The following is a 19,686-nucleotide window of genomic DNA, read 5'->3' as shown; positions in this document are numbered from 1 at the left end:
GAAACGTAAGGAGTAGTGAAAGACGGTTATAGACCGTTATATCTAAAGAGTGGTGAAACGAAACTGTTTCACAATTTAGGGTGGTACCGCGAATTTTTCGTCCCTGCATATATTGCAGGGGCGTTTTTATTTTATTAGCGCATATCATACGACCCTTTATTTTGTGATACATTCATTTCACAAGCTAGGGTGGTACCGCGATATCTTCGTCCCTGCATAATTATATGCAGGGACGTTTTTTTATCCAATCATTTCCGTATCATATTGAAGGACCAACAATTACCGATAATTTGTCACAAAATTCTAAAATTTAGAAGGAAATACACAATATTGGCGAATTTTATATAAAAAAGAGCTATTTTAAATTACTTAGGAGGGGAAAACAATGGTTTCAAAAATTGAATCTGTTCTTTTAACATTATTTATCTTTTTCTGTATTGGCTTTAGTGTTATTCAATTAGAAGTTTCACCACACATCCCAATTTTATTTGGTATCGTTCTTTTATTAGCATTTGGATTTATGAAAAAAATCTCTTGGTCTACTATGGAAAAAGGGATGATCAGTAGTATTTCAGCTGGTATTCCATCTATTTTTATTTTCTTGCTTGTAGGCGTATTAATTAGTGTTTGGATCGCTGCTGGAACAATTCCAACTTTAATGGTATACGGCTTCCAGCTTGTATCTCCAAAGATTTTCGTTCCAACTGTTTTTGTTGTTTGTGCAATTGTTGGAACAAGTATCGGTAGTGCCTTTACAACTGCCGCAACTGTAGGACTTGCCTTTATGGGTATGGGTAGTGCTCTCGGATACGATCCAGCTCTAATCGCTGGTGCAATTATTTCTGGTGCATTCTTTGGAGATAAAATGTCTCCTTTATCTGATACAACAAACTTAGCTCCTGCTGTAACGGGTGTAGATTTATTTGAGCATATTCGTAACATGCTTTGGACAACAGTTCCAGCTTTCATTATTGCTTTTATCGCATTTTTCATTTTAGGAGGCGGTACTAGCGGAGACGTTGACTTCACAAACTTTATTAGCACTTTAGAGAAAAATACGACGATTTCTATCGTTACACTCATTCCAATTTTATTACTGTTCCTATTCGCATTTAAAAAAGTTCCAGCAGTTCCAACATTACTTGCAGGAATTGTGGTAGGAATTATTATTCTCTTTATTTTTAAACCTAGCACTTCTTTAGCTGATTTAATGAAAATTATGCAAGACGGATACGTTTCTAAAACTGGTATTAAAGACATTGATAGCTTACTATCTCGCGGTGGTCTACAAAGTATGATGATGTCGATTGCACTTATTTTCCTGGCTCTTTGTATGGGAGGATTATTACAAGGAATGGGTATTATTACGCAGCTCATGAATATCATCTCTAGCTTCGTAAAAAATAGCACACGTTTAATTATTTCTACTGCTTCAACTGCAATTGGTGTAAACTTCTTACTTGGTGAGCAGTACTTATCCATCGTTTTAACAGGACAAGCATTTGCTAATAAATACGATGAAGTCGGTTTAGAACGTCGGAATTTATCACGAGTACTAGAAGATGCAGGTACAGTTATTAACCCTCTCGTACCATGGGGAGTAAGTGGTGTATTCTTATCGAACGTCCTTGGCGTTCCGACATTTGATTACCTTCCATTCGCAATTTTCTGTTTAGCTTGCCCAGTCTTAACAATTATTGTTGGTTTCACTGGATTTGGCCTTTCATGGAAGAAAGAAAAAGCTGTAACACTTTCATAATATATTAAAAAGGATTACCTGAATCGGTAATCCTTTTTATATTTCTCCACTATCTATTTGCTTTCTTTCTTCTAAATAACAGAAGTAATCCCGCTCCAACAAACGCCAAGCCTGCTCCAATTGTAGAAGCAACACTTGTACCTGTTTTCGGTAAATCACGGTCTTCTTTATTTTCACTTACAGTTGTTGTTTCTTTTGAGTTTTGATTATCCGTTGTAGTTTGTCCAGATCCTGCATTATTTGCTTCATTTGTTGGTGGTGTCGTTGGATTTTCTCCATTACTACCTTCATCTGTTGGTGGTGTCGTTGGATTTCCTCCATTATTTCCTTCACCTGTTGGTGGTGTCGTTGGATTTCCTCCATTATTCCCTTCACCTGTTGGCGGTGTCGTTGGATTCTCTCCACCAGTTTCCTTATCATCATCGTTCTTCTTCGTTATATCAATTGCATATTTAGCAAATTCATTTTCAGATGGTCCAACATATGATATTTTCCCATCTTTCTTTATATACTTTTGTGCATTTGGTGAAGAATCGAATGTTGTATGTAATTTATCTGCAACAATCGGTTTAAACGTCCAATTTTTATCTGCTGCTGGATTAATAACTGGTGTTTCTTGCATATACTTCACAATGATTTGACGTGTTTCATCTTGTGATTGGTATACAACTTCGCCTTTACTTACACCTGGGAACGTTTGGCTACTTCCGCGATAGTTATTTGTAGCGACGATGAACTCTTGATTGTCAGCTACTGGCTTACCTTCATATGTCATATTTATAATACGATTCGTATTTGCATTTACAACTTTTCCATCTTTATCGTATTTCGTTGGTTGTGTTACATCAATTTCGTATTTTAAGCCATCTAAAATATCGAAGTTATATGTAGGATAGCTTATATTTACTAACGGCTGTTCTTCTGTTTTCTTTGGATCAATTTGGTTAAACTGACCTGCAGACATTTCAAGCCATTCTTTCACTTGTGCCCCATTTACTTTTACAGCATATAACGTATTTGGATATACGTATAAATCTGCAACGTTTTTAATCGCTAACGTTCCAGCTGGAATATCCGTATAATATGTAGCACCGTTTCGGCCACCTGCTTTAAATGGTGCGCCTGCAGATAAAACTGGAATTCCTTTATATTTGCTATACTGTCCATTTTCAGCAAATAACTTTTCTACATACCATTTTTGTGCATTTGTCACAAGTTGTACAGAAGGATCATCTTGTACTAATGAGAAATAACTATTAATTGGCGCTGTCGTTTTTCCTACAGCTGTATTCACATAATCAATTGTCGCTTGATGATCATCTTTAATTTCATTAACTAATTCTTGATCAGATTGTACTAATGGGTTCCCTTTACTATCAGCAATCGGACGAAGTTGCGGCTTCGATTGCTCTTTTTGTATTTCCCATTTTCCGTTTACCTTTTTCAATTGCATATCAATAATACCTAAGTTACTTCCAAAGACACCAGGCATTACAACTGGAACACCATTAAATACATCCTTCACTTCAGTATGTGAATGTCCCATTAATACTGCATCTACACCAGGAACTTCTGTTAAATAATACGAAGCGTTTTCCATGCCAACGTTGTATCCACTCTTATCAACGCCCGAATGCGCTAGTGCAACGATAACATCTGCACCTTCTGCTTTCATTTTTGGCACCATTTTCTTCGCTGTTTCAACTATATCTTTCGCTTTCACTTTTCCTTCTAAATTTGCTTTATCCCAGTTCATAACTTGAGGTGGAACAAATCCCATTACGCCAATTTTCACTTTTTGTTTTTGTCCTGACTCATCTTCTACTTCTTTTTCAAAAACATGATATGGTTTAAAGTAATTTTGGTCGTTCTCTTCATTAGTATCTTTATCATCTTTATAGACGTTCGAGTTAATAACCGGGAACTCTGTTTTACTAATTACTTTGTTTAAATAGTCTAAACCGTAGTTAAATTCATGATTCCCAAGAGAGATGACGTCATACTTCATTAAATTCATTAAACGATATAATGGATGTGTATAACTAGGATCCACAGGCTTCTTCGGATCATTTATTTTATTCGCTACATAATCTCCAAGTGGTGTCCCTTGCAATGCATCCCCATCATCAAATAGGACAGAGTTCTTCGCTTCTTCACGTGCTTTATTAACAAGTGTTGCCGTTTGCACGAGCCCTACTTTATTATCTGTTTTCGTTTGATAATAATCGTAATTCATTAAGTTAACGTGAATATCTGATGTTTCTAGAATTCGTAAGTTAACCGTACTCTCCCCGTTGTTCTCATCCGCATGAGCTGTTGCTGGCAATACTTGCGGCGCTATTACACCTATAGCAAGAGTTGCTCCAGCTAGCATTTTTTTTGACTTTTTCACAAAAAATCCCCCTTATACAATTACCAAAAATAATGAAATAAACTTCTATTTGCCTCTAACCACATACCTTTTTTCTTCTATTAGAGACAAGATTTTCATTTCATCCTGCGCTAATGAGTAGTCCCCTTAAACGCCTGATTAGTGAAACTTTAATTAGTGGGAAATAAAGCCCTACTCATTAAAATTTCACCTTATCTGACATTATCATATATAATGTACTTTCATATCGTCAATATTTTTTGACATACTTCTACAAATTTTCTGTAAAGTTGTTGTAAACTTTTCATAAACATATAATATGCCCTTACATTGTTAATACTGCTGAATATGATACAATTACCAATTACAAGGAGGATGAATATATGAAAAAAGTCATCTTAACAATTGTTTGTCTCCTCCTTCTAATCATTTCTTATTCTTATTTTGAAAAGAACGATGAGACAAAACAAAATGGACCGGAAGAAAATACAGAAAAAACATCTACTCCAAGTTGGATTGATAAGCAAACAAACGATTCCTTTTATCATCTCGTACTAGGTGATTCACTCGCCAAAGGATATGGCTCGACACAAGGGGGATTTGCTGAATTAGCTTCTAGACAAATAGAAGCACAAATTCATAAACCAATTACAGTAGAAAACCTTGGGATAAACGGTCTTACAACAGATCGTCTCGCTAAAAAAGTGCAATCAGAAGATGTAAAGCAAAAAGTTAGAGCAGCAAATATCATTACAATTAATATTGGAGGAAATAATTTATTCCGTTTAAATCGTGATGTCGGTGTTATAGATGGTATTAAAATGTTAAATAAAGAAAAAGCTCATTTTGAAGCGGATATAAAAAATATTATAAAGACAGTTCGAGATCAAAATCCGAACGCTTTACTCATTCTCTCAGAACTCTATAATCCGTTACAACTCGATGACTCCATCGCCAGTTATGCAGATATGTTTTTAGATGGCTGGAATGAATCCGTTTATTCCATTTCAAAAGCAAATCAGCCATCTATCGTTTTACCAATTCGTAAATTAATATCAAATGATAAAAAAGATTTACTCTTTGACCAAGTACACCCAAATGATGATGGCTACGCGATTATTGCCGATTCATTTACAAAAAAAGTGTTGGCCTACAAATATTAAAATTTCCATGAAACAATTCTATTTTTATAACATGTCTTTTTTGTTACAATGATAGTGGAAGGGGGCCTTTATATGGAATCACGCGAGTGGGAACGTATTGTTGATCATCTTCTTTCGCTAGTGCCTCTTTTTTATCGCAAATTTATGCTTCCTGGAGAATTTTCTTCTCAAAGACATATGCCGCCATCACATACACAAGTATTGCTACTTCTGCATGAAAATGGCACATTAGCAGTTTCCGAAATCGGTAAGCGGCTAGCGATTTCACGGCCTAACATGACACCTCTATTAAACAAACTGATTCAAGAAGAATTAATAGAGCGTCATTATAGCGAAAAAGATCGACGGGTCATTTTAATTTCCCTAACAGCTGAAGGGAAATTGTTAGTAAATCAGTATCAACAATTTATTTTAGACAAATTAAAAGAAAATTTCCAAACATTATCTGAGGAAGAACGTGAAAAACTCATTCACTCTCTTCAAACCATTCAAAATTTAATTTTGAAAACAAACGCATAAAGCTGCTTCTAAATAGAAGCAGCTTTATGATTCGTAATAATTACCGTAGTATACATTTGAATACGGCCATGTCGTTAAATATGGTTTTTGTTCTTGCGTAGATTGTTGTGGTGGTATTTGTGGTAATTGCTGAAATTGTTGCTGCTGATACACTCCAAATTGCTGCCTCATATCATTTACCGGATAATAATTTACATATGGGTATACTTGCGGTACGTAATAATAATACATTCATTCTCTCCCCCTTTTTCTTAAACATATTCAAAGGAGAAAATGAATGTGCCATTCTTTATATTTGTACAAGTGGTTCTCTCACTCGTTTCTTTCTGTTCTTCAAACGTAACTTACGGTTCTTTTCATATAAATAATGCACAACAAAATATGAAATTACCCCAAACACAACTCCTATTATCGTCATACCAATTAATACATACACTTCACTCTGTAACAAGCTCTTTAACATTGTGAAAATATGGCTTGAAAACAAGTCAGAGATCGTAAATGGTTCATGATGTATCTTTTTCACATGAAATGGATAAATCATTTTTCCTAACGCATATGCAAATGGAAATAAAAATACTGGTAAAAATGATATTTTCCCAATAATATTGCCAATAACCGCCGCAGGAAAAGATCCCTTTGCCAATCGAACGATCGGATAAAATATTACATATACGAGCGATGCCGTATATAGGACCAGCATCTCTAAACCAAAACCTATCGCAAAGCCTAATGATACTTTCTTTGCTCCTTCTGGCGATCGAAGTAACTTATAATATTGAAACTTTAATATTCTCCACATCCGCTGAAAAAACGAATATGTTTTCTTAGTTGTTTTCAAATTCATCATCTCTTTAACTATATTTTTATATGTAGTATGCCCTTACATACTCTGAAAAACAAATTTCACTTTCTCTTTTATTATAAAGGATATCGAAATGGTTAACTAAATATACATATGACATTTCAATATAAAAAGTGCACCTCAAATTGTTATTCGTGTCTAACAATTGCGGTGCAGTTCAAATTGAGCAGCTTTGTTCTTATTTATTCTCCTAATGTTTGTCCCATTTCATTTATTTTTATATCAAGACGAAAAAAGCACTTGTTGCCTTTAATCGACAATCAAGTACTTTCAGTTCATATTGTTTTTAAATTGCTCTAGATTTTATCGTAACCTTAAAACTTGTATATCTTGACGATTAATATTCATTTTCTTTTCTGTTCACTTCAAATATATTTTGCTTTAGCCGTATTAGTATTTATGTTTTTATAGCCGCACATTAACATACACTTAAAAAACACGATTGCATAAACTACCCCTTTAAAGCTAATATCTCTTCTCTATTATAGTCGATCATTGCTAAAAAGTACTCGTCAAAATTCTCAAATCTATCTATTTCTTCACCCGCAAACCAAATTATCTCTCCTGGTCTAGAAGAATTAGGTAAACATAAAACAAATAAATCCCTATCAAATTCAGAAACTGCTATTGGTAATAGCTCCTGTCTTAAAACACCGCTTTCTTCTAAAACAACATCATCTATAGCTTCTAATAATACCTGAGCATAATCCATTATAGATGATTCCTTTAATTGCTCCGTACCAAATAAATCCACCGTTTGATAAAAGCCTGCCCAACCATTGGCATATTGAAGAAATTCTCGATACATTAAATCAAGCTTATATCCCAATTCTTGTTCAATAATGCGAATAGATTTTTCATTTGCTCCCACCTCTGGAAAATGGTGTGGCCATATTTTTTCTACATCTTGTTTCATTAGCTCCTGCTTCACTAAAATCATTGTAGCTATCTTATCTTTCCAATTATTCATCATCTACTCCTCCTCTACAAACTTAAATTTTGTAGGTTTATAACCAATTGGATATTTATTAGCCTGTCCACCTATGCTCATATTAACTTTTGGATCAAGGTCTAACCAACTATGAGGCTCCGGTTTCCCCATCCAAGTTGTATCAGGAACATGACCAACATGTCCCTTGTATGCTTCTCCATTATCAGCAGCTCGCTTACCTTCTAGCCTTGCCGCACGTGAAGCTTCTTGTCTTAATTTACCTTTAGTTGATACCCTTCCTGTTGGTGATAAAGCACCAGCTTCTAAGGCTTTATTAGATCCCTCAACATAAGCCTTAACTTGCGCTATCTGTTCATCTGTCGCTCCAGGAGGTGCTTTGACCTCTACAGGTCCCCCAGCTTTACCGGCCCCCTTAACTCCATTGACTTTCTCCACAGGTACTTTTTTAGCTTTATTCACAGCCTCAGTAGCCTTAGCAGTCATTTTAACTCCTTTGCCTACTTTAGCTATCTTCCCAAAGGGTGTAATCCCTGCTACTGCCATTCCTCCAGCAAATACTCTATCCAAAGTAGATAGTTTTTCGCCAGTAGATGGATCAATCCCATCCCAAGCACGACGAATATCATACTCACCACTTATTTCACCTACTATATCCCTAGCAAGTTTTTCACCATCAAAATCCTCTTTTTCTGATGATAGTGGTCCACACATCGCTCCTTGTTCCATTGTAACATCTTGATTATCTGTATTGCGGAATTTTTCAGCAATTCGTTTCAAATCTTCTTCTACTTTTACAAGTGAATGAATAGATGTAAAAGCTTTTAGTCTCGCATCATTGAACATTTGAATGAACTGTTGATTAGAGGCACCAATCCACTGAAAACACAATTGATCTATTTCATTACATAAATTATTATGTATAGATTCTAATGCGATTCGGGTATTGCTTGCACGATTCGCAACTTCTTCTAGCATTTCAGGTGTAACTTTAATTTGAACCATTTTTTTCCTCCCTCTCCCAATTAAAATTATGAGATAAAAAGAAAAAAATGTAAATACAGAAATTTTAGAACATCCAAAAATCTTTATACAACATAAAGCCTGCTTAACAGCAAATGAAGCCTATGTGTATGTGAAGTAAAGAGTCTTCTTAGTAAACTAGGCACAAAAGGTTATACAAAAAATTTAGTAGCTGTTTCTCTAATAGATATCCCCCCTCTACCCATATAATTAAGTACATTCAGTATATACTCAAAGTAATATCTTTTTATTGTATTTACTTTCTCTTCTAAAAAGAATTTAACCATAAAAAACACCCCAATTGTTATTCGTATCTAACAATTGAGGTGCACTTCATTTAAGAAAGCTCTTCTACATTTTTAAATAAACTTACTAATAATGCTTTTTGCGCATGCAATCGATTACCCGCTTGCTCAAAGACGATAGACTGTGGTCCATCTATAATTTCTCCTGTTACTTCCTCTTCACGATGGGCAGGTAAACAGTGTAAGAAACGATATGTTTGCTTCGCATGCATAACAAGTTCTTTATTGATTTGGTAAGGTTGAAATAAAGTATATTTCTCTTCTTCTCCCTCTTGCCCCATGCTCATCCAAACGTCAGTATAAATGAAATCTGCTTCACTCACCGCTAGTTCAGGGTTATGCAAAATTTCAATTTTCGCTCCTGTTTCTTCAGCAATCGTTAACGCTTTTTTTACAATTTCCTCATTTGGTTCATATCCTACAGGCGTTGCAACAGTCATATGCATTCCAACTTTCGCACTTGCTAGCAACAATGAATGACATACGTTATTTCCATCACCTACATAAGCCAATTTTATTCCTTTAAATGTATTTATTTCTTCATATATTGTCATTAGATCCGCCAGTGCTTGACAAGGATGATGATCGTCCGTTAAACCATTAATTACAGGTATGCTCGATTCTTTTGCAAGCTCTTCTACATCGGCATGTGAGAATGTACGTATCATGATCCCATCAATATAATGAGATAATACTTTCGCAGTATCTGAAACGCTCTCCCCTCTTCCAATTTGCATCTCTTTCCCACTTAAAAACATACCATGTCCTCCGAGCTGTACCATTCCTGCTTCAAAAGATACGCGAGTACGAGTCGAATGTTTATCAAAGATAAGCCCTAATATTTTTCCTTGTAATAAAGGCTCTTGCTTATTCTTTTTTAAATAGATAGCGAACTCAATTAAAGAAATGATTTCTTCTTGCGTCAGTTCTTCTAATGTTAAAAGATCTTTCGTATTTAATTTCGGTACTTGTACAGTTGACATAGAATTTCCCCCTTATATGATTGATACGTTTTTTGTACAAACTACTTTTTTTATCATATATACTGCCTGTTCTAACTCTTCATTCGTTACAATAAGTGGTGGTAATAGTCTAATCACATTAGGTCCTGCTTGTAATACGAGAAGTCCTTCTTTCTCTAGTTGTTCTATACAACTTGCAACTTCATGCTTACACTCAATCCCAATCATAAGCCCCTTACCACGTATATTTTGAATACATTCAACATGTCGTAATTCCTCTCGCAACTTCTCTAATACGTATTCGCTCTTTTCCTTTACTTCTTTTAAAAACGATGGTTTCTTACTTACTTGCAATACTTCTTTCGCTGCAGCCATTGCAATATAATTCCCACCAAACGTTGAACCATGTGATCCTGCAGTAAACGATGTTCCAAGTTCCTTCCGGCCAATCATCGCTCCAACGGGAATGCCATTTCCAAGCGCCTTAGCGGCAGTAACGATATGAGGATCTATTCCCATTTGTTCGTAAGCAAATAATGTCCCTGTTCTTCCAATCCCTGTTTGTACTTCGTCTATAATAAATAAGGAACCGAACTTATTACATAATGTTTCAATTGCTTTCAAAAAAGATAAATCAGCAGGAATGACTCCTCCCTCTCCTTGAACAACTTCTACCATTACCGCCGCTACTTCTTCATTCATTACTTCCTCTAATGCCTTTATATCGTTAAACGGGGTATGTAAAAAAGACGGAAGGAGCGGACCAAATCCTTCTTTCACTTTATTTTGCCCCGTCGCACTCATCGTTCCGAATGTTCTACCATGAAAAGACTGCTGACATGTTATGACGAGAGATTTTCCAGTATGCTTACGAGCTAGCTTCAAAGCAGCTTCATTCGCCTCTGCCCCGCTATTACAGAAAAAAACAGAATCTAACGCTGTATTTTCTGTTAATAATGACGCTACTTCTTCTTGTAAGCTGTTTGTAAACAGGTTAGATATATGCCATATATCATGAAGTTGCTCTTGGACAGCTTTCATAACCTTAGGATGACAATGTCCTAAATTACATACGCCAATTCCTGATGTGAAATCTAAATATTGCTTACCATTTTCATCAATAACTTCCGTTCCACTTCCCTTTACAAGCTCAATATTTCTTCTCCCATACGTTTGAAAAAGATGACTTGTCATACGATACTTACTCCTTTCGTTACCGTCGTTCCGATACACTCGCCCGTAACTTCAGTAAAATCTTTTGTACCGTTCACAATACTTATCTTTTGCACTCCCATTTTTAATGACGTTAGTGCCGCCTGTACTTTCGGAATCATCCCGCCTGTAATAACTCCTTTTTCTATTAAAGTAGTAATTTCCGATTCATCCGTTTTCTTTACTAATTTCCCTTCATGTAATATCCCATCTACATCCGTAATAAAAATGAGTTCTTTTGCGGATAATGCGGCCGCAATTCCAGCTGCAGCTGTATCCGCATTTATGTTATAAATCTCATTATCATGTATCCCGACCGGAGCAATAACAGGAATATAATTCAAATTTATCAATCCTTTTAGTAAGGTTGTTTCGACATAACTTACTTCTCCCACATATCCTATTTCTTCGCTGACAGGTTGAACTTGAAGTAAATTGCCGTCACACCCTGAACAACCTACCGCAAGTAAATTATGCCTTTGCAACTTCATTACAAATTTTTTATTCGTACTTCCGCATAGCACCATTTGAACAATATCCATAACTTCTTTTGGTGTTACTCGTAACCCATCTCTTTTTTCTACTTTGATGTTACAACCTTTTAATTGCGCATCAATTTCTGGGCCACCACCATGGACAATCACTACTTTATACTTCTGTTGCAATTTCTTTATACAATCAAAAAACACATCATTTAATTGATCCAACATACTACCGCCGCATTTTACTACAATATAATCGCTCATCTTCCCTCTCCTTATGTACGATAACAAGCGTTTATTTTCACATATTCATAGCTTAAGTCACAGCCCCAAGCTGATCCTGTCTCTTCTCCTAAATGTAAATACACATCAATCATAATTTCATGTTCTTTTAATTTCTTTTTCATTTCCTCTTCAGAAAACATTTGAGGTTCACTATTTTTCAGCACCGTAATAGATTGAAGAGTAATATCAATTGTATTTGGGTTAATCGTGACTTCACTTTGTCCAATACTGCTAATAATTCGCCCCCAATTTGGGTCTTCACCATGTATTGCTGTTTTCACAAGACTCGAACCGACTATTTGCTTTGCAATTTTCTTTGCCTCTTCATTCGTTCGAGCTCCTAGCACATTTACTTCTATTAACTTCGTAGCACCTTCACCATCTTGTGCAATTTTTCTCGCTAAATCTTCACATACCTTCTGTAAAGCAAATACGAAAGTTTCCCAATCTGCATGTTCCATATTGATTGGTTTCGTTTCTGATAATCCACTTGCCATAACGATGACCATATCATTCGTAGAAGTATCTCCATCCACCGTAATTTGATTAAATGTATGATTCGTTATTTGTGATAATGCTATTTGCAATACATCATGCTCTATATGAGCGTCTGTCGTAATAAAACTCAGCATCGTTGCCATATTCGGATGAATCATCCCTGAACCTTTCGCAACACCAGCAATCGTCACTTTCTTCCCATCAATCATCATTTCATAGCAAGTTTCTTTCGTTATAAGATCCGTCGTTAAGATTGCTTCAGAAAAAGAATGAGCTTCACTTTCTTCCTTCGTCGGGATAAGAGTTGCAATTCCCTTTCGGATTATATCCATCGGTAAAGGGACACCAATTACACCTGTTGAAGCTACTGCAACGTAATTTTCTTTCACTCCAAAATGTTCCGCTCCTAATGCACGCATCTCGTAAGCATCTTGTAACCCTTTCATTCCTGTACAAGCATTTGCATTTCCACTATTGACGATAATTGCCTGCAATTTCCCCTCAGCTGTTATACTGTCTTTCGTTACTTGCAGGGGAGCTGCTTGTATTTGATTCGTTGTATAAACGGCAGCACATGATGCTGGCACTTCACAAATGATTACACCTAAATCCTTTTTGTCTTTTTTCAAACCATTTGCAGTACCGACTGCCGAAAAGCCTTTTGGCGTTACAATTGAACCATTATCTAATTTTGTAATAGACTCTACTTTAATCATCATGTCCCCCTTATAAATAAAGCGGCATATGCTGTAAACCTGTTGTTTCTTCTAGTCCCGCTACTATATTTGCATTTTGAATCGCTTGCCCAGCCGCACCTTTCATCATATTGTCTATAACAGAAACGACTGTCACTCTTCCGGTTCTTTCATCGTAAGCTATCCCCATATCACAATAATTTGAGCCCCTCACTTCTTTCGGACTTGGAAACTCTCCTTGCGTACGAATTCGAATGAAAGGTGATTGTTCATACGTTTCTTCATATAATTTTTGAAGTTTCCCTATTTCCATTTCTCGTTTTACTTTCGCATAAAGTGTAACCATAATTCCCCGTGATATCGGTATTAAATGTGTACTAAACGTGATTGGCTTCGTTTCCCTATTCCACTCCGCGAGCATTTGCTCAATCTCAGGAACATGTTGATGCTCATTTACTTTATAAATACGCAGGTTATCGTATAACTCAGGAAAGTGAGTCATTGTCGTTGGCGTTTTGCCTGCTCCAGATACTCCTGATTTCGCATCAATAATAATGGAATCTTCTTCAATTATGTCGCTACGAACTAACGGCAATACCGCTAATAATGCAGCTGTAGCAAAGCATCCTGGGTTTGCAATTAAATTTGCATTTTGAATCTCGGACCTTTTCCATTCACTTAACCCATATACAGCTTTACTAAGAACTGCTTCTTTTGCAGCTGTCCTTTTATACCACTGTTCATATATGAAAGGATCTTTCATACGAAAGTCTCCAGATAGGTCAATTACTTTTAAACCTACTGCTAATAATTTTGGAGTTAGCTCTGCTGATACTCCTGCTGGGGTTGCCAAAAATACAATTTCTGCTTCTTTCACTATTTCCTCCGCATCAATTTCTTGTAACGTATGAACAAGAACATTTTGAAAATGCGGATATACATTTGTTATACACTCGCCAACTTGCGAAAAAGAATGAAGAGATGCTATCGAAAAATATGGATGTTGCTCTAATAACCGAATTAACTCAATACCTCCATACCCAGTTGCTCCAATAATCGCGACTTTCATATGCTCCTCCTCATATCAATTCTTTAAATTAAGTATGATTATAATATTGTATATTTATAGAGTCAATTAAATATTTATAAATTTTACAAACTTAAAAAACTTAATTTTACTAGAAAAACAATATAAACAACCGAATTTTTATACAAAAACAATGTATAGTAGTTTTTTCATTTCACTTCAAGTACAATAAAGTGAAACTATAATCAGTGGGGTTTTGTTCATCCTCACTGATTATTAGTTGAACCAATCGGGCGTTTAGGGGCAGTCGATCTCCCACCTAACTTCTTTGCTCTAGCCGAATTTTAAGGTGGGAGTTTTACTGCCCGTTAATGCCGGGGAAAACAATACATGTATACATACAGGCGGGGAAAACATGAATGAGAAATTAATTGAGAAAATGATTATAAAAAGTTTTCAGCAATATCAATGTAATCCTATGTCAAATGAGGATCAGGAAATGCTTATTAAACATATTCAAACGATAATTCATTCAAATACTGAAATTGATGTATACGAGGCAGTTGAGGATATCGTTTACGATTATGTGACTGGAAAATAAAAAATAGGAGATTTCCATATGGAAATCTCCTATTTTTTATTTAATGATTTACCTGCAACACGCTCAAATAAACCTGGGAATAGTGCATAAAATTTCGGACCAATGCCCATCCACTTCGGTAAGTTTACTTCACGCTTTTTCGTTTGCATCGATTTTACGATCTGCTCTGCTACATATGTTGGTTTTAACATGTACCGTCCCATATTTTTCACATATGTACCGGATTGATCCGCTATTTCAAAAAAGTTTGTATCTATCGGACCTGGATTAATCGCTGTTACGAAAATATTTGTACTAGACAACTCCATGCGTAAACTATTCGTAAATCCTAATACTGCATGTTTCGTCGCTGCATACGCACTCGATTTTGGAGTTGCAATTTTCCCAGCAAGTGAAGCAATATTAATAATATGTCCTTCGTTCCTTTTCACCATATAGGGTAGTACCGCTTTCGTACAAGCTACTAATCCAAATACATTTACTTGGAACATATCTTTCACTTCATCCATTGACGCATCTTCAAATGTTTTAAAAATACCAAATCCCGCATTGTTTACTAATATATCAATACGTCCCACTTCTTGTAATACCTTTGAAAAAACAGATTGTACTTCCATCTCTTCACTTACATCTAATACATAATAATAGCAAGGCGTATTATAAGTTTCTTTAATTTTCTCTGCTAACGCTTTTAATTTCTCTTCTGTTCTAGCCATTAATACTGGAGTCGCCCCCTGCTCTGCAACTTGCATTGCAACTTGCTCTCCAATTCCACTAGAAGCACCTGTAATGACGATTACTTTATCTTGTAAACGTCCCGTCATTGCTGTCACCTACTTTGCATAATAAATCAATTGTTGCGAAGATTCATCAATCATCACTTGTTGATTATATGCTAAAAAGTCTAATTGTCCAACAGTTTCTGAAATAGTAAGCGGCAATTGCTCCTTATATAATACCGGAAATAGTTTTACACATACTTCAAATGCTGTCATTGGTTTTTCCTTTAATAACTCAAGCACTTTAAACGCACGTGTTTCTTGCTTTTGTAATCTCGTTTCAATAAGTTGTTTCACATTTAGAACATCTTCTCCATGTCCTGATAAAATGCGCGAAATATTCATTTCGCTTAAACGCTTTAATGTTTGATTATATTGTAATAACGGGCGCGCCCTTTCTGTTTGTCCTTCATATGGTGGTTCTAATATGGGATTCGAAGAAATATGGCTAATGAGAGCATCCCCGCCAATTAATATTCCATCAGATTCTCTATATAATGAAATATGAGTGGAAGCATGACCTGGTGTTTCGATTACTGTAAACCCAGGTAAAGAATCAATACGATCTCCCTCTCTCACAGTATGCGTTAACGATCTATTACAAGAATATTTAAGTGTCTTCGTCGTCAATAACGCCTCGTCTTTCAAAAATGCCGCTGGAACACCAAATTGCAAAGCTGTCTCTCTAAAAAACTCATGATACCACTTTAAAAATTCTGGATTTTGCGTGATCCAAGGCTCATTCCAAGGATGTCCAATAATGTTCGTTTTCTCAGAAAATATATTTAAAAGCCCACAATGATCCGCATGATGATGCGTAATGACTACTGTTTTAATATCTTCTATCGCATATCCTAATGTACCTAATTGCCTTTCTAAAGCACTTCTTGCCTCTTCTGTATTCGTCCCTGTATCAATTAATGTTAATGTCTCCCCCTCAACTAAAAACACATTCACAGTTTCAACTGCAAATGGCACAGGAATCTCCATTCGGTGAATCGCCGTCATGCTTAGCCCCCCTGTCTCTTTCCGGTTCAAAAATGAATACTTCTTCAGTTTACAACTTCTATATATATTTGTCATTATTTTCAGATAAAAAGAGGTGTTTCCTGTAAAAAAACGAATGTATGTACATTTATAAGAATTTCTAACCAAATTTAAAGGAGGAACATCATGTCTATTCAAAACATTTCCTTTCTCGGTGCAGGCTCTATTGCTGAAGCTATTATTGGTGGCTTGTTACATGCAAATGTTGTGAAAGGCGAACAAATTACCGTAAGTAATCGTTCTAACGAGACAAGATTGCAGGAGCTACATAAAAAATATGGCGTAAAAGGTACGCATAATAAAAAAGAGCTACTTACTGATACAACTATTCTTTTTCTAGCAATGAAACCAAAGGATGTTGCAGAAGCGCTTACTCCTTTTAAAGAAGATATACATAATAACCTGCTTATTATTTCCTTATTAGCAGGTGTTTCTACTCACTCGATTAGAAACCTACTTCAAAAAGATGTTCCGATTATTCGTGCGATGCCAAATACATCTGCAGCTATTTTAAAATCAGCTACTGCTATCTCGCCTTCAAAACATGCAACAGCGGAACATATTCAGACTGCCATAGCTTTATTTGAAACGATCGGTCTCGTCTCTGTTGTAGAGGAAGAAGATATGCATGCTGTCACTGCATTATCTGGAAGTGGGCCTGCTTATATTTATTACGTAGTGGAAGCGATGGAAGAAGCCGCAAAAACAATTGGTTTAAAAGAAGATGTTGCAAAGTCACTTATTCTTCAGACGATGATTGGTGCTGCTGAAATGCTAAAAGCAAGTGAAAAACACCCTTCTGTTTTGCGAAAGGAAATTACTTCTCCTGGCGGAACGACCGAAGCAGGCATTGAAGTATTACAAGAACATAAATTTCAACAAGCACTTATTTCTTGTATTACACAGGCTACACAACGATCACATAATCTTTGGAAAACATTAGAACAACTAACAAAAGAAAAATAAAAATGGAGCTCAATCTTACTTGAGCTCCATTTTTTTATTAACATATATTGTTTAGTTATTAGTCTTCCCAAAAATCTCTTCTTGCAGACGGCGACCAGTTGGTGTTGCTGCAAGTCCACCTTCAGCTGTTTCACGAAGTGCTACTGGCATCGTTTGTCCGATTCTAAACATCGCCTCAATCACTTCATCACATGGAATTGTACTCGTTACGCCAGCTAATGCTAAATCAGCTGAAATCATCGCATTCGCAGCTCCTGCTGCATTACGTTTTACACAAGGTACTTCTACAAGCCCTGCAACAGGATCACATACTAAACCAAGCATATTCTTTAATGAAATCGCCATCGCTGTAGCTGCTTGATCTTGTGTTCCACCAGCCATCTCAACTGCTGCTGCTGCTGCCATTCCACTTGCTGAACCTACTTCAGCTTGGCAACCTCCTGCCGCGCCGGAAATACAAGCATTATTCGCAACAACCATACCGAAAGCTCCTGCTGTAAATAAAAATTCGATCATCTCTTCGCGTGTCGGCTGTAATTTTTCTTGCAGTGCAAACAGTACACCTGGCACTGTTCCAGCAGACCCTGCTGTTGGTGTTGCACAAATAATTCCCATCGCTGCGTTTACTTCATTTGTTGCAACAGCTTTACTCACCGCGTCCAAAATCGTATCTCCAGATAAGCCTTTTCCGCTATTCATATACGCCTGAACTTTTACAGCATCTCCGCCAGTTAAACCAGTTGGTGATTTCACTCCGCGAATACCACGTTCTACCGCTTGCTCCATCACGACTAAGTTCTTTTCCATACCAGCAATTACTTCTTCACGTGAAATACTTCTTGTTTTCATTTCACATTGAATCATAATTTCTGCGATTTTTACATTTTGTTCTTTAGCTTGCGCCACTAGTTCCGCTGCGTTCCGAAACATGGTGTGTCCCCCCTGCAATTATTCCATAATAGTTACTTGACAAATATTTTGTTGCGCGTTTATTTCTTCAATCACTTCATCTGCTAATAATTCATCTGTTTCGATAACCATAAGCGCTCTTCTTCCTTTTTCTTTACGAGAAACACTCATTGTACTAATGTTAATTTCATGTTTTGCAAGGATTGAAGCTACTGCTGCAATAGCACCGAAGCGATCGTTATTTACAATAAGTAGTGCTGGACTCGTGCCTGTTAATTGAAGATCGAATCCGTTTAATTCTACAACTTCAATTTTACCGCCACCAATTGAGCAAGCAACAACTTCAATTTCTTCTTCACCTTTATACAAACGAATTCTCGCTGTATTTGGGTGAGGTGCATTTGCATCTTCTTCAATAAATTCTACTTCGATTTTGCGCTCTTTTGCTATGTCTAGCGCTTCTGGAATACGTAAGTCATCTGTTTCAAACCCTAATATCCCACCTATTAACGCTACATCTGTACCATGCCCACGATACGTCTTTGCAAATGATCCATATAATGAAATGCTTACTCTTTCTGGTTCATGACGAAACAGCTGGCGAGCAACTTGCCCCATTCTTGCTGCGCCTGCTGTATGTGAACTTGATGGACCAATCATAACTGGACCAATAATATCAAATACTGAGCGATACTTCATCATAACTCCCCCTAAACCTCTATGCAAAAATTTTTTACTATTCTATTAAGCTACCGAATCGGTTGCTTTTCCAGTTGTACGACGAATTTGTTCCGCTATACGAATTGGATAGTTTTTGAATAACAGTGAAACAATATATCCTGAAATAATACCAATTATCATAATAAATAAGAAACTTAGCATTACCTTCATTTACTAATCATATAAGCTAATCCACAATAAAGTCTTGTAGCAATCCAAAGTTTAACACAGAACCCCTTACAAGCATAGCATAAACAAGTGAAACTCCCATTGCTTTCATACCTTTTAGTGCTTTAAAGCTAAAAAATGAAAAAAGACTTAGTACAAATAATAGTAATATCCTTCTTATTTATAATTCTCATGTTTCCCTCTCACGATTTAGTCAACTCCACTTGTTACGACAAATGGCTAAAACGCATGTAGCCTACAATAAATTATAATCTGCCCTCATTATAGCTTGTTTTTAATAAAACGCTTACTTTTAATAAATTTTAAAAGTTCTGAATAACGATCTGTTTTTGCTATTTGTACCACTCGTATGTCGTCTGA

20 protein-coding genes and 1 other annotated feature (1 of these 21 only partly in view) are annotated in these 19,686 nt (G+C 36.2%); of the genes, 5 read left to right on the top strand and 15 right to left on the bottom strand.

What is annotated here, in order from left to right; all coding sequences use genetic code 11:
- Positions 1-108 (top strand) — a binding site (T-box leader) (it extends 113 nt beyond the left edge of the window).
- A 277-nt stretch (positions 109-385) separates the two neighbouring features.
- The gene (gene nhaC, locus JDS99_RS03495) at positions 386-1,759 is read left to right on the top strand and encodes a Na+/H+ antiporter NhaC (RefSeq protein ID WP_000253742.1); all 1,374 of its coding nucleotides are present in this window, start codon (positions 386-388) and stop codon (positions 1,757-1,759) included.
- A 49-nt stretch (positions 1,760-1,808) separates the two neighbouring features.
- Here nhaC and cpdB read toward each other — a convergent pair whose 3' ends face one another.
- On the bottom strand, positions 1,809-4,151 hold the full coding sequence (gene cpdB / locus JDS99_RS03490; protein ID WP_088608122.1) for a bifunctional 2',3'-cyclic-nucleotide 2'-phosphodiesterase/3'-nucleotidase: 2,343 nt from the start codon (positions 4,149-4,151) through the stop codon (positions 1,809-1,811).
- Positions 4,152-4,513: 362 nt separating this feature from the next.
- On the opposite strand from cpdB, the gene JDS99_RS03485 reads away from it, so the two are divergent.
- Positions 4,514-5,293: a GDSL-type esterase/lipase family protein gene (locus tag JDS99_RS03485; protein WP_199694574.1), complete on the top strand. Its 780-nt coding sequence runs from the start codon at positions 4,514-4,516 to the stop codon at positions 5,291-5,293.
- 72 nt (positions 5,294-5,365) lie between these two features.
- Complete coding sequence (locus JDS99_RS03480) at positions 5,366-5,812, top strand: MarR family winged helix-turn-helix transcriptional regulator (protein WP_000445817.1); 447 nt, start codon at positions 5,366-5,368, stop codon at positions 5,810-5,812.
- A gap of 24 nt (positions 5,813-5,836) precedes the next feature.
- Here JDS99_RS03480 and JDS99_RS03475 read toward each other — a convergent pair whose 3' ends face one another.
- The 9 genes from JDS99_RS03475 to argC all read right to left on the bottom strand — a co-directional run bounded on the left by JDS99_RS03475 (position 5,837) and on the right by argC (position 14,157).
- Complete coding sequence (locus JDS99_RS03475) at positions 5,837-6,043, bottom strand: hypothetical protein (protein WP_073516428.1); 207 nt, start codon at positions 6,041-6,043, stop codon at positions 5,837-5,839.
- A gap of 58 nt (positions 6,044-6,101) precedes the next feature.
- The gene (locus tag JDS99_RS03470) at positions 6,102-6,662 is read right to left on the bottom strand and encodes a DUF2062 domain-containing protein (RefSeq protein ID WP_073516940.1); all 561 of its coding nucleotides are present in this window, start codon (positions 6,660-6,662) and stop codon (positions 6,102-6,104) included.
- A 466-nt stretch (positions 6,663-7,128) separates the two neighbouring features.
- The gene (locus JDS99_RS03465; RefSeq protein WP_088064500.1) at positions 7,129-7,647 is read right to left on the bottom strand and encodes an SMI1/KNR4 family protein; all 519 of its coding nucleotides are present in this window, start codon (positions 7,645-7,647) and stop codon (positions 7,129-7,131) included.
- Positions 7,648-7,650: 3 nt separating this feature from the next.
- A complete protein-coding gene (locus tag JDS99_RS31860; RefSeq protein WP_097889629.1) occupies positions 7,651-8,631 on the bottom strand; it encodes a WXG100 family type VII secretion target in 981 nt (326 codons plus the stop codon).
- 355 nt (positions 8,632-8,986) lie between these two features.
- Entirely contained in the window at positions 8,987-9,937 is a 951-nt protein-coding gene (argF, locus tag JDS99_RS03455; protein ID WP_087985151.1) for an ornithine carbamoyltransferase, read from the bottom strand.
- A gap of 12 nt (positions 9,938-9,949) precedes the next feature.
- Positions 9,950-11,110, bottom strand: a complete 1,161-nt coding sequence (locus tag JDS99_RS03450; protein ID WP_073516430.1) for an acetylornithine transaminase — start codon at positions 11,108-11,110, stop codon at positions 9,950-9,952.
- On the bottom strand, positions 11,107-11,874 hold the full coding sequence (gene argB / locus JDS99_RS03445; protein ID WP_060488328.1) for an acetylglutamate kinase: 768 nt from the start codon (positions 11,872-11,874) through the stop codon (positions 11,107-11,109). The genes JDS99_RS03450 and argB overlap by 4 nt, the downstream gene beginning before the upstream one ends.
- Before the next feature lie 11 nt (positions 11,875-11,885).
- Complete coding sequence (gene argJ, locus JDS99_RS03440) at positions 11,886-13,109, bottom strand: bifunctional glutamate N-acetyltransferase/amino-acid acetyltransferase ArgJ (protein ID WP_199694573.1); 1,224 nt, start codon at positions 13,107-13,109, stop codon at positions 11,886-11,888.
- Positions 13,110-13,119: 10 nt separating this feature from the next.
- On the bottom strand, positions 13,120-14,157 hold the full coding sequence (gene argC / locus JDS99_RS03435) for an N-acetyl-gamma-glutamyl-phosphate reductase (RefSeq protein WP_088064375.1): 1,038 nt from the start codon (positions 14,155-14,157) through the stop codon (positions 13,120-13,122).
- Between the two features lie 373 nt (positions 14,158-14,530).
- Here argC and JDS99_RS03430 point away from each other — a divergent pair, with 373 nt between their 5' ends.
- The gene (locus tag JDS99_RS03430) at positions 14,531-14,716 is read left to right on the top strand and encodes a YqzH family protein (RefSeq protein WP_001003210.1); all 186 of its coding nucleotides are present in this window, start codon (positions 14,531-14,533) and stop codon (positions 14,714-14,716) included.
- Positions 14,717-14,745: 29 nt separating this feature from the next.
- Here the strand turns inward: JDS99_RS03430 and JDS99_RS03425 are convergent, their stop codons facing one another.
- Entirely contained in the window at positions 14,746-15,540 is a 795-nt protein-coding gene (locus JDS99_RS03425) for an SDR family NAD(P)-dependent oxidoreductase (RefSeq protein ID WP_199694572.1), read from the bottom strand.
- Between the two features lie 9 nt (positions 15,541-15,549).
- Positions 15,550-16,503, bottom strand: coding sequence for an MBL fold metallo-hydrolase (locus JDS99_RS03420; protein WP_064474854.1), 954 nt, complete (start codon positions 16,501-16,503; stop codon positions 15,550-15,552).
- A gap of 165 nt (positions 16,504-16,668) precedes the next feature.
- Between JDS99_RS03420 and proI the strand changes: the two genes are divergently transcribed.
- Positions 16,669-17,508 carry a pyrroline-5-carboxylate reductase ProI gene (proI, locus tag JDS99_RS03415; RefSeq protein WP_132131115.1) on the top strand — a complete coding sequence of 280 codons (840 nt, stop codon included), beginning with the start codon at positions 16,669-16,671 and terminating at the stop codon, positions 17,506-17,508.
- 51 nt (positions 17,509-17,559) lie between these two features.
- On the opposite strand, the gene sdaAA is transcribed toward proI, so the two are convergent.
- The 3 genes from sdaAA to JDS99_RS31855 are packed head-to-tail and all read right to left on the bottom strand — an operon-like array spanning position 17,560 to position 19,308.
- Complete coding sequence (gene sdaAA, locus JDS99_RS03410; protein WP_000489470.1) at positions 17,560-18,438, bottom strand: L-serine ammonia-lyase, iron-sulfur-dependent, subunit alpha; 879 nt, start codon at positions 18,436-18,438, stop codon at positions 17,560-17,562.
- Positions 18,439-18,456: 18 nt separating this feature from the next.
- Entirely contained in the window at positions 18,457-19,116 is a 660-nt protein-coding gene (sdaAB, locus tag JDS99_RS03405) for an L-serine ammonia-lyase, iron-sulfur-dependent subunit beta (RefSeq protein ID WP_000877441.1), read from the bottom strand.
- Between the two features lie 45 nt (positions 19,117-19,161).
- Positions 19,162-19,308 carry a hypothetical protein gene (locus JDS99_RS31855; RefSeq protein ID WP_179194447.1) on the bottom strand — a complete coding sequence of 49 codons (147 nt, stop codon included), beginning with the start codon at positions 19,306-19,308 and terminating at the stop codon, positions 19,162-19,164.
- Positions 19,309-19,686: the final 378 nt, after the last annotated feature.

Origin of the sequence: Bacillus cereus group sp. N6, assembly GCF_016483705.1 — a bacterium.
Taxonomy (GTDB): domain Bacteria; phylum Bacillota; class Bacilli; order Bacillales; family Bacillaceae_G; genus Bacillus_A; species Bacillus_A wiedmannii.
The sequence above is the reverse complement of the archived record's forward strand: the minus strand, read 5'-3'. Positions and strand labels throughout refer to the sequence as shown.

What these genes read in the sequence shown, in the direction of transcription:
- nhaC (WP_000253742.1), top strand. Translation starts at nt 386, where the DNA reads ATGGTTTCAAAAATTGAATCTGTTCTTTTAACATTATTTATCTTTTTC.
- JDS99_RS03485 (WP_199694574.1), top strand. Translation starts at nt 4,514, where the DNA reads ATGAAAAAAGTCATCTTAACAATTGTTTGTCTCCTCCTTCTAATCATT.
- JDS99_RS03480 (WP_000445817.1), top strand. Translation starts at nt 5,366, where the DNA reads ATGGAATCACGCGAGTGGGAACGTATTGTTGATCATCTTCTTTCGCTA.
- JDS99_RS03475 (WP_073516428.1), bottom strand. Translation starts at nt 6,043, where the DNA reads ATGTATTATTATTACGTACCGCAAGTATACCCATATGTAAATTATTAT.
- JDS99_RS03470 (WP_073516940.1), bottom strand. Translation starts at nt 6,662, where the DNA reads ATGATGAATTTGAAAACAACTAAGAAAACATATTCGTTTTTTCAGCGG.
- JDS99_RS03465 (WP_088064500.1), bottom strand. Translation starts at nt 7,647, where the DNA reads ATGAATAATTGGAAAGATAAGATAGCTACAATGATTTTAGTGAAGCAG.
- JDS99_RS31860 (WP_097889629.1), bottom strand. Translation starts at nt 8,631, where the DNA reads ATGGTTCAAATTAAAGTTACACCTGAAATGCTAGAAGAAGTTGCGAAT.
- argF (WP_087985151.1), bottom strand. Translation starts at nt 9,937, where the DNA reads ATGTCAACTGTACAAGTACCGAAATTAAATACGAAAGATCTTTTAACA.
- JDS99_RS03450 (WP_073516430.1), bottom strand. Translation starts at nt 11,110, where the DNA reads ATGACAAGTCATCTTTTTCAAACGTATGGGAGAAGAAATATTGAGCTT.
- argB (WP_060488328.1), bottom strand. Translation starts at nt 11,874, where the DNA reads ATGAGCGATTATATTGTAGTAAAATGCGGCGGTAGTATGTTGGATCAA.
- argJ (WP_199694573.1), bottom strand. Translation starts at nt 13,109, where the DNA reads ATGATTAAAGTAGAGTCTATTACAAAATTAGATAATGGTTCAATTGTA.
- argC (WP_088064375.1), bottom strand. Translation starts at nt 14,157, where the DNA reads ATGAAAGTCGCGATTATTGGAGCAACTGGGTATGGAGGTATTGAGTTA.
- JDS99_RS03430 (WP_001003210.1), top strand. Translation starts at nt 14,531, where the DNA reads ATGAATGAGAAATTAATTGAGAAAATGATTATAAAAAGTTTTCAGCAA.
- JDS99_RS03425 (WP_199694572.1), bottom strand. Translation starts at nt 15,540, where the DNA reads ATGACGGGACGTTTACAAGATAAAGTAATCGTCATTACAGGTGCTTCT.
- JDS99_RS03420 (WP_064474854.1), bottom strand. Translation starts at nt 16,503, where the DNA reads ATGACGGCGATTCACCGAATGGAGATTCCTGTGCCATTTGCAGTTGAA.
- proI (WP_132131115.1), top strand. Translation starts at nt 16,669, where the DNA reads ATGTCTATTCAAAACATTTCCTTTCTCGGTGCAGGCTCTATTGCTGAA.
- sdaAA (WP_000489470.1), bottom strand. Translation starts at nt 18,438, where the DNA reads ATGTTTCGGAACGCAGCGGAACTAGTGGCGCAAGCTAAAGAACAAAAT.
- sdaAB (WP_000877441.1), bottom strand. Translation starts at nt 19,116, where the DNA reads ATGAAGTATCGCTCAGTATTTGATATTATTGGTCCAGTTATGATTGGT.
- JDS99_RS31855 (WP_179194447.1), bottom strand. Translation starts at nt 19,308, where the DNA reads ATGAAGGTAATGCTAAGTTTCTTATTTATTATGATAATTGGTATTATT.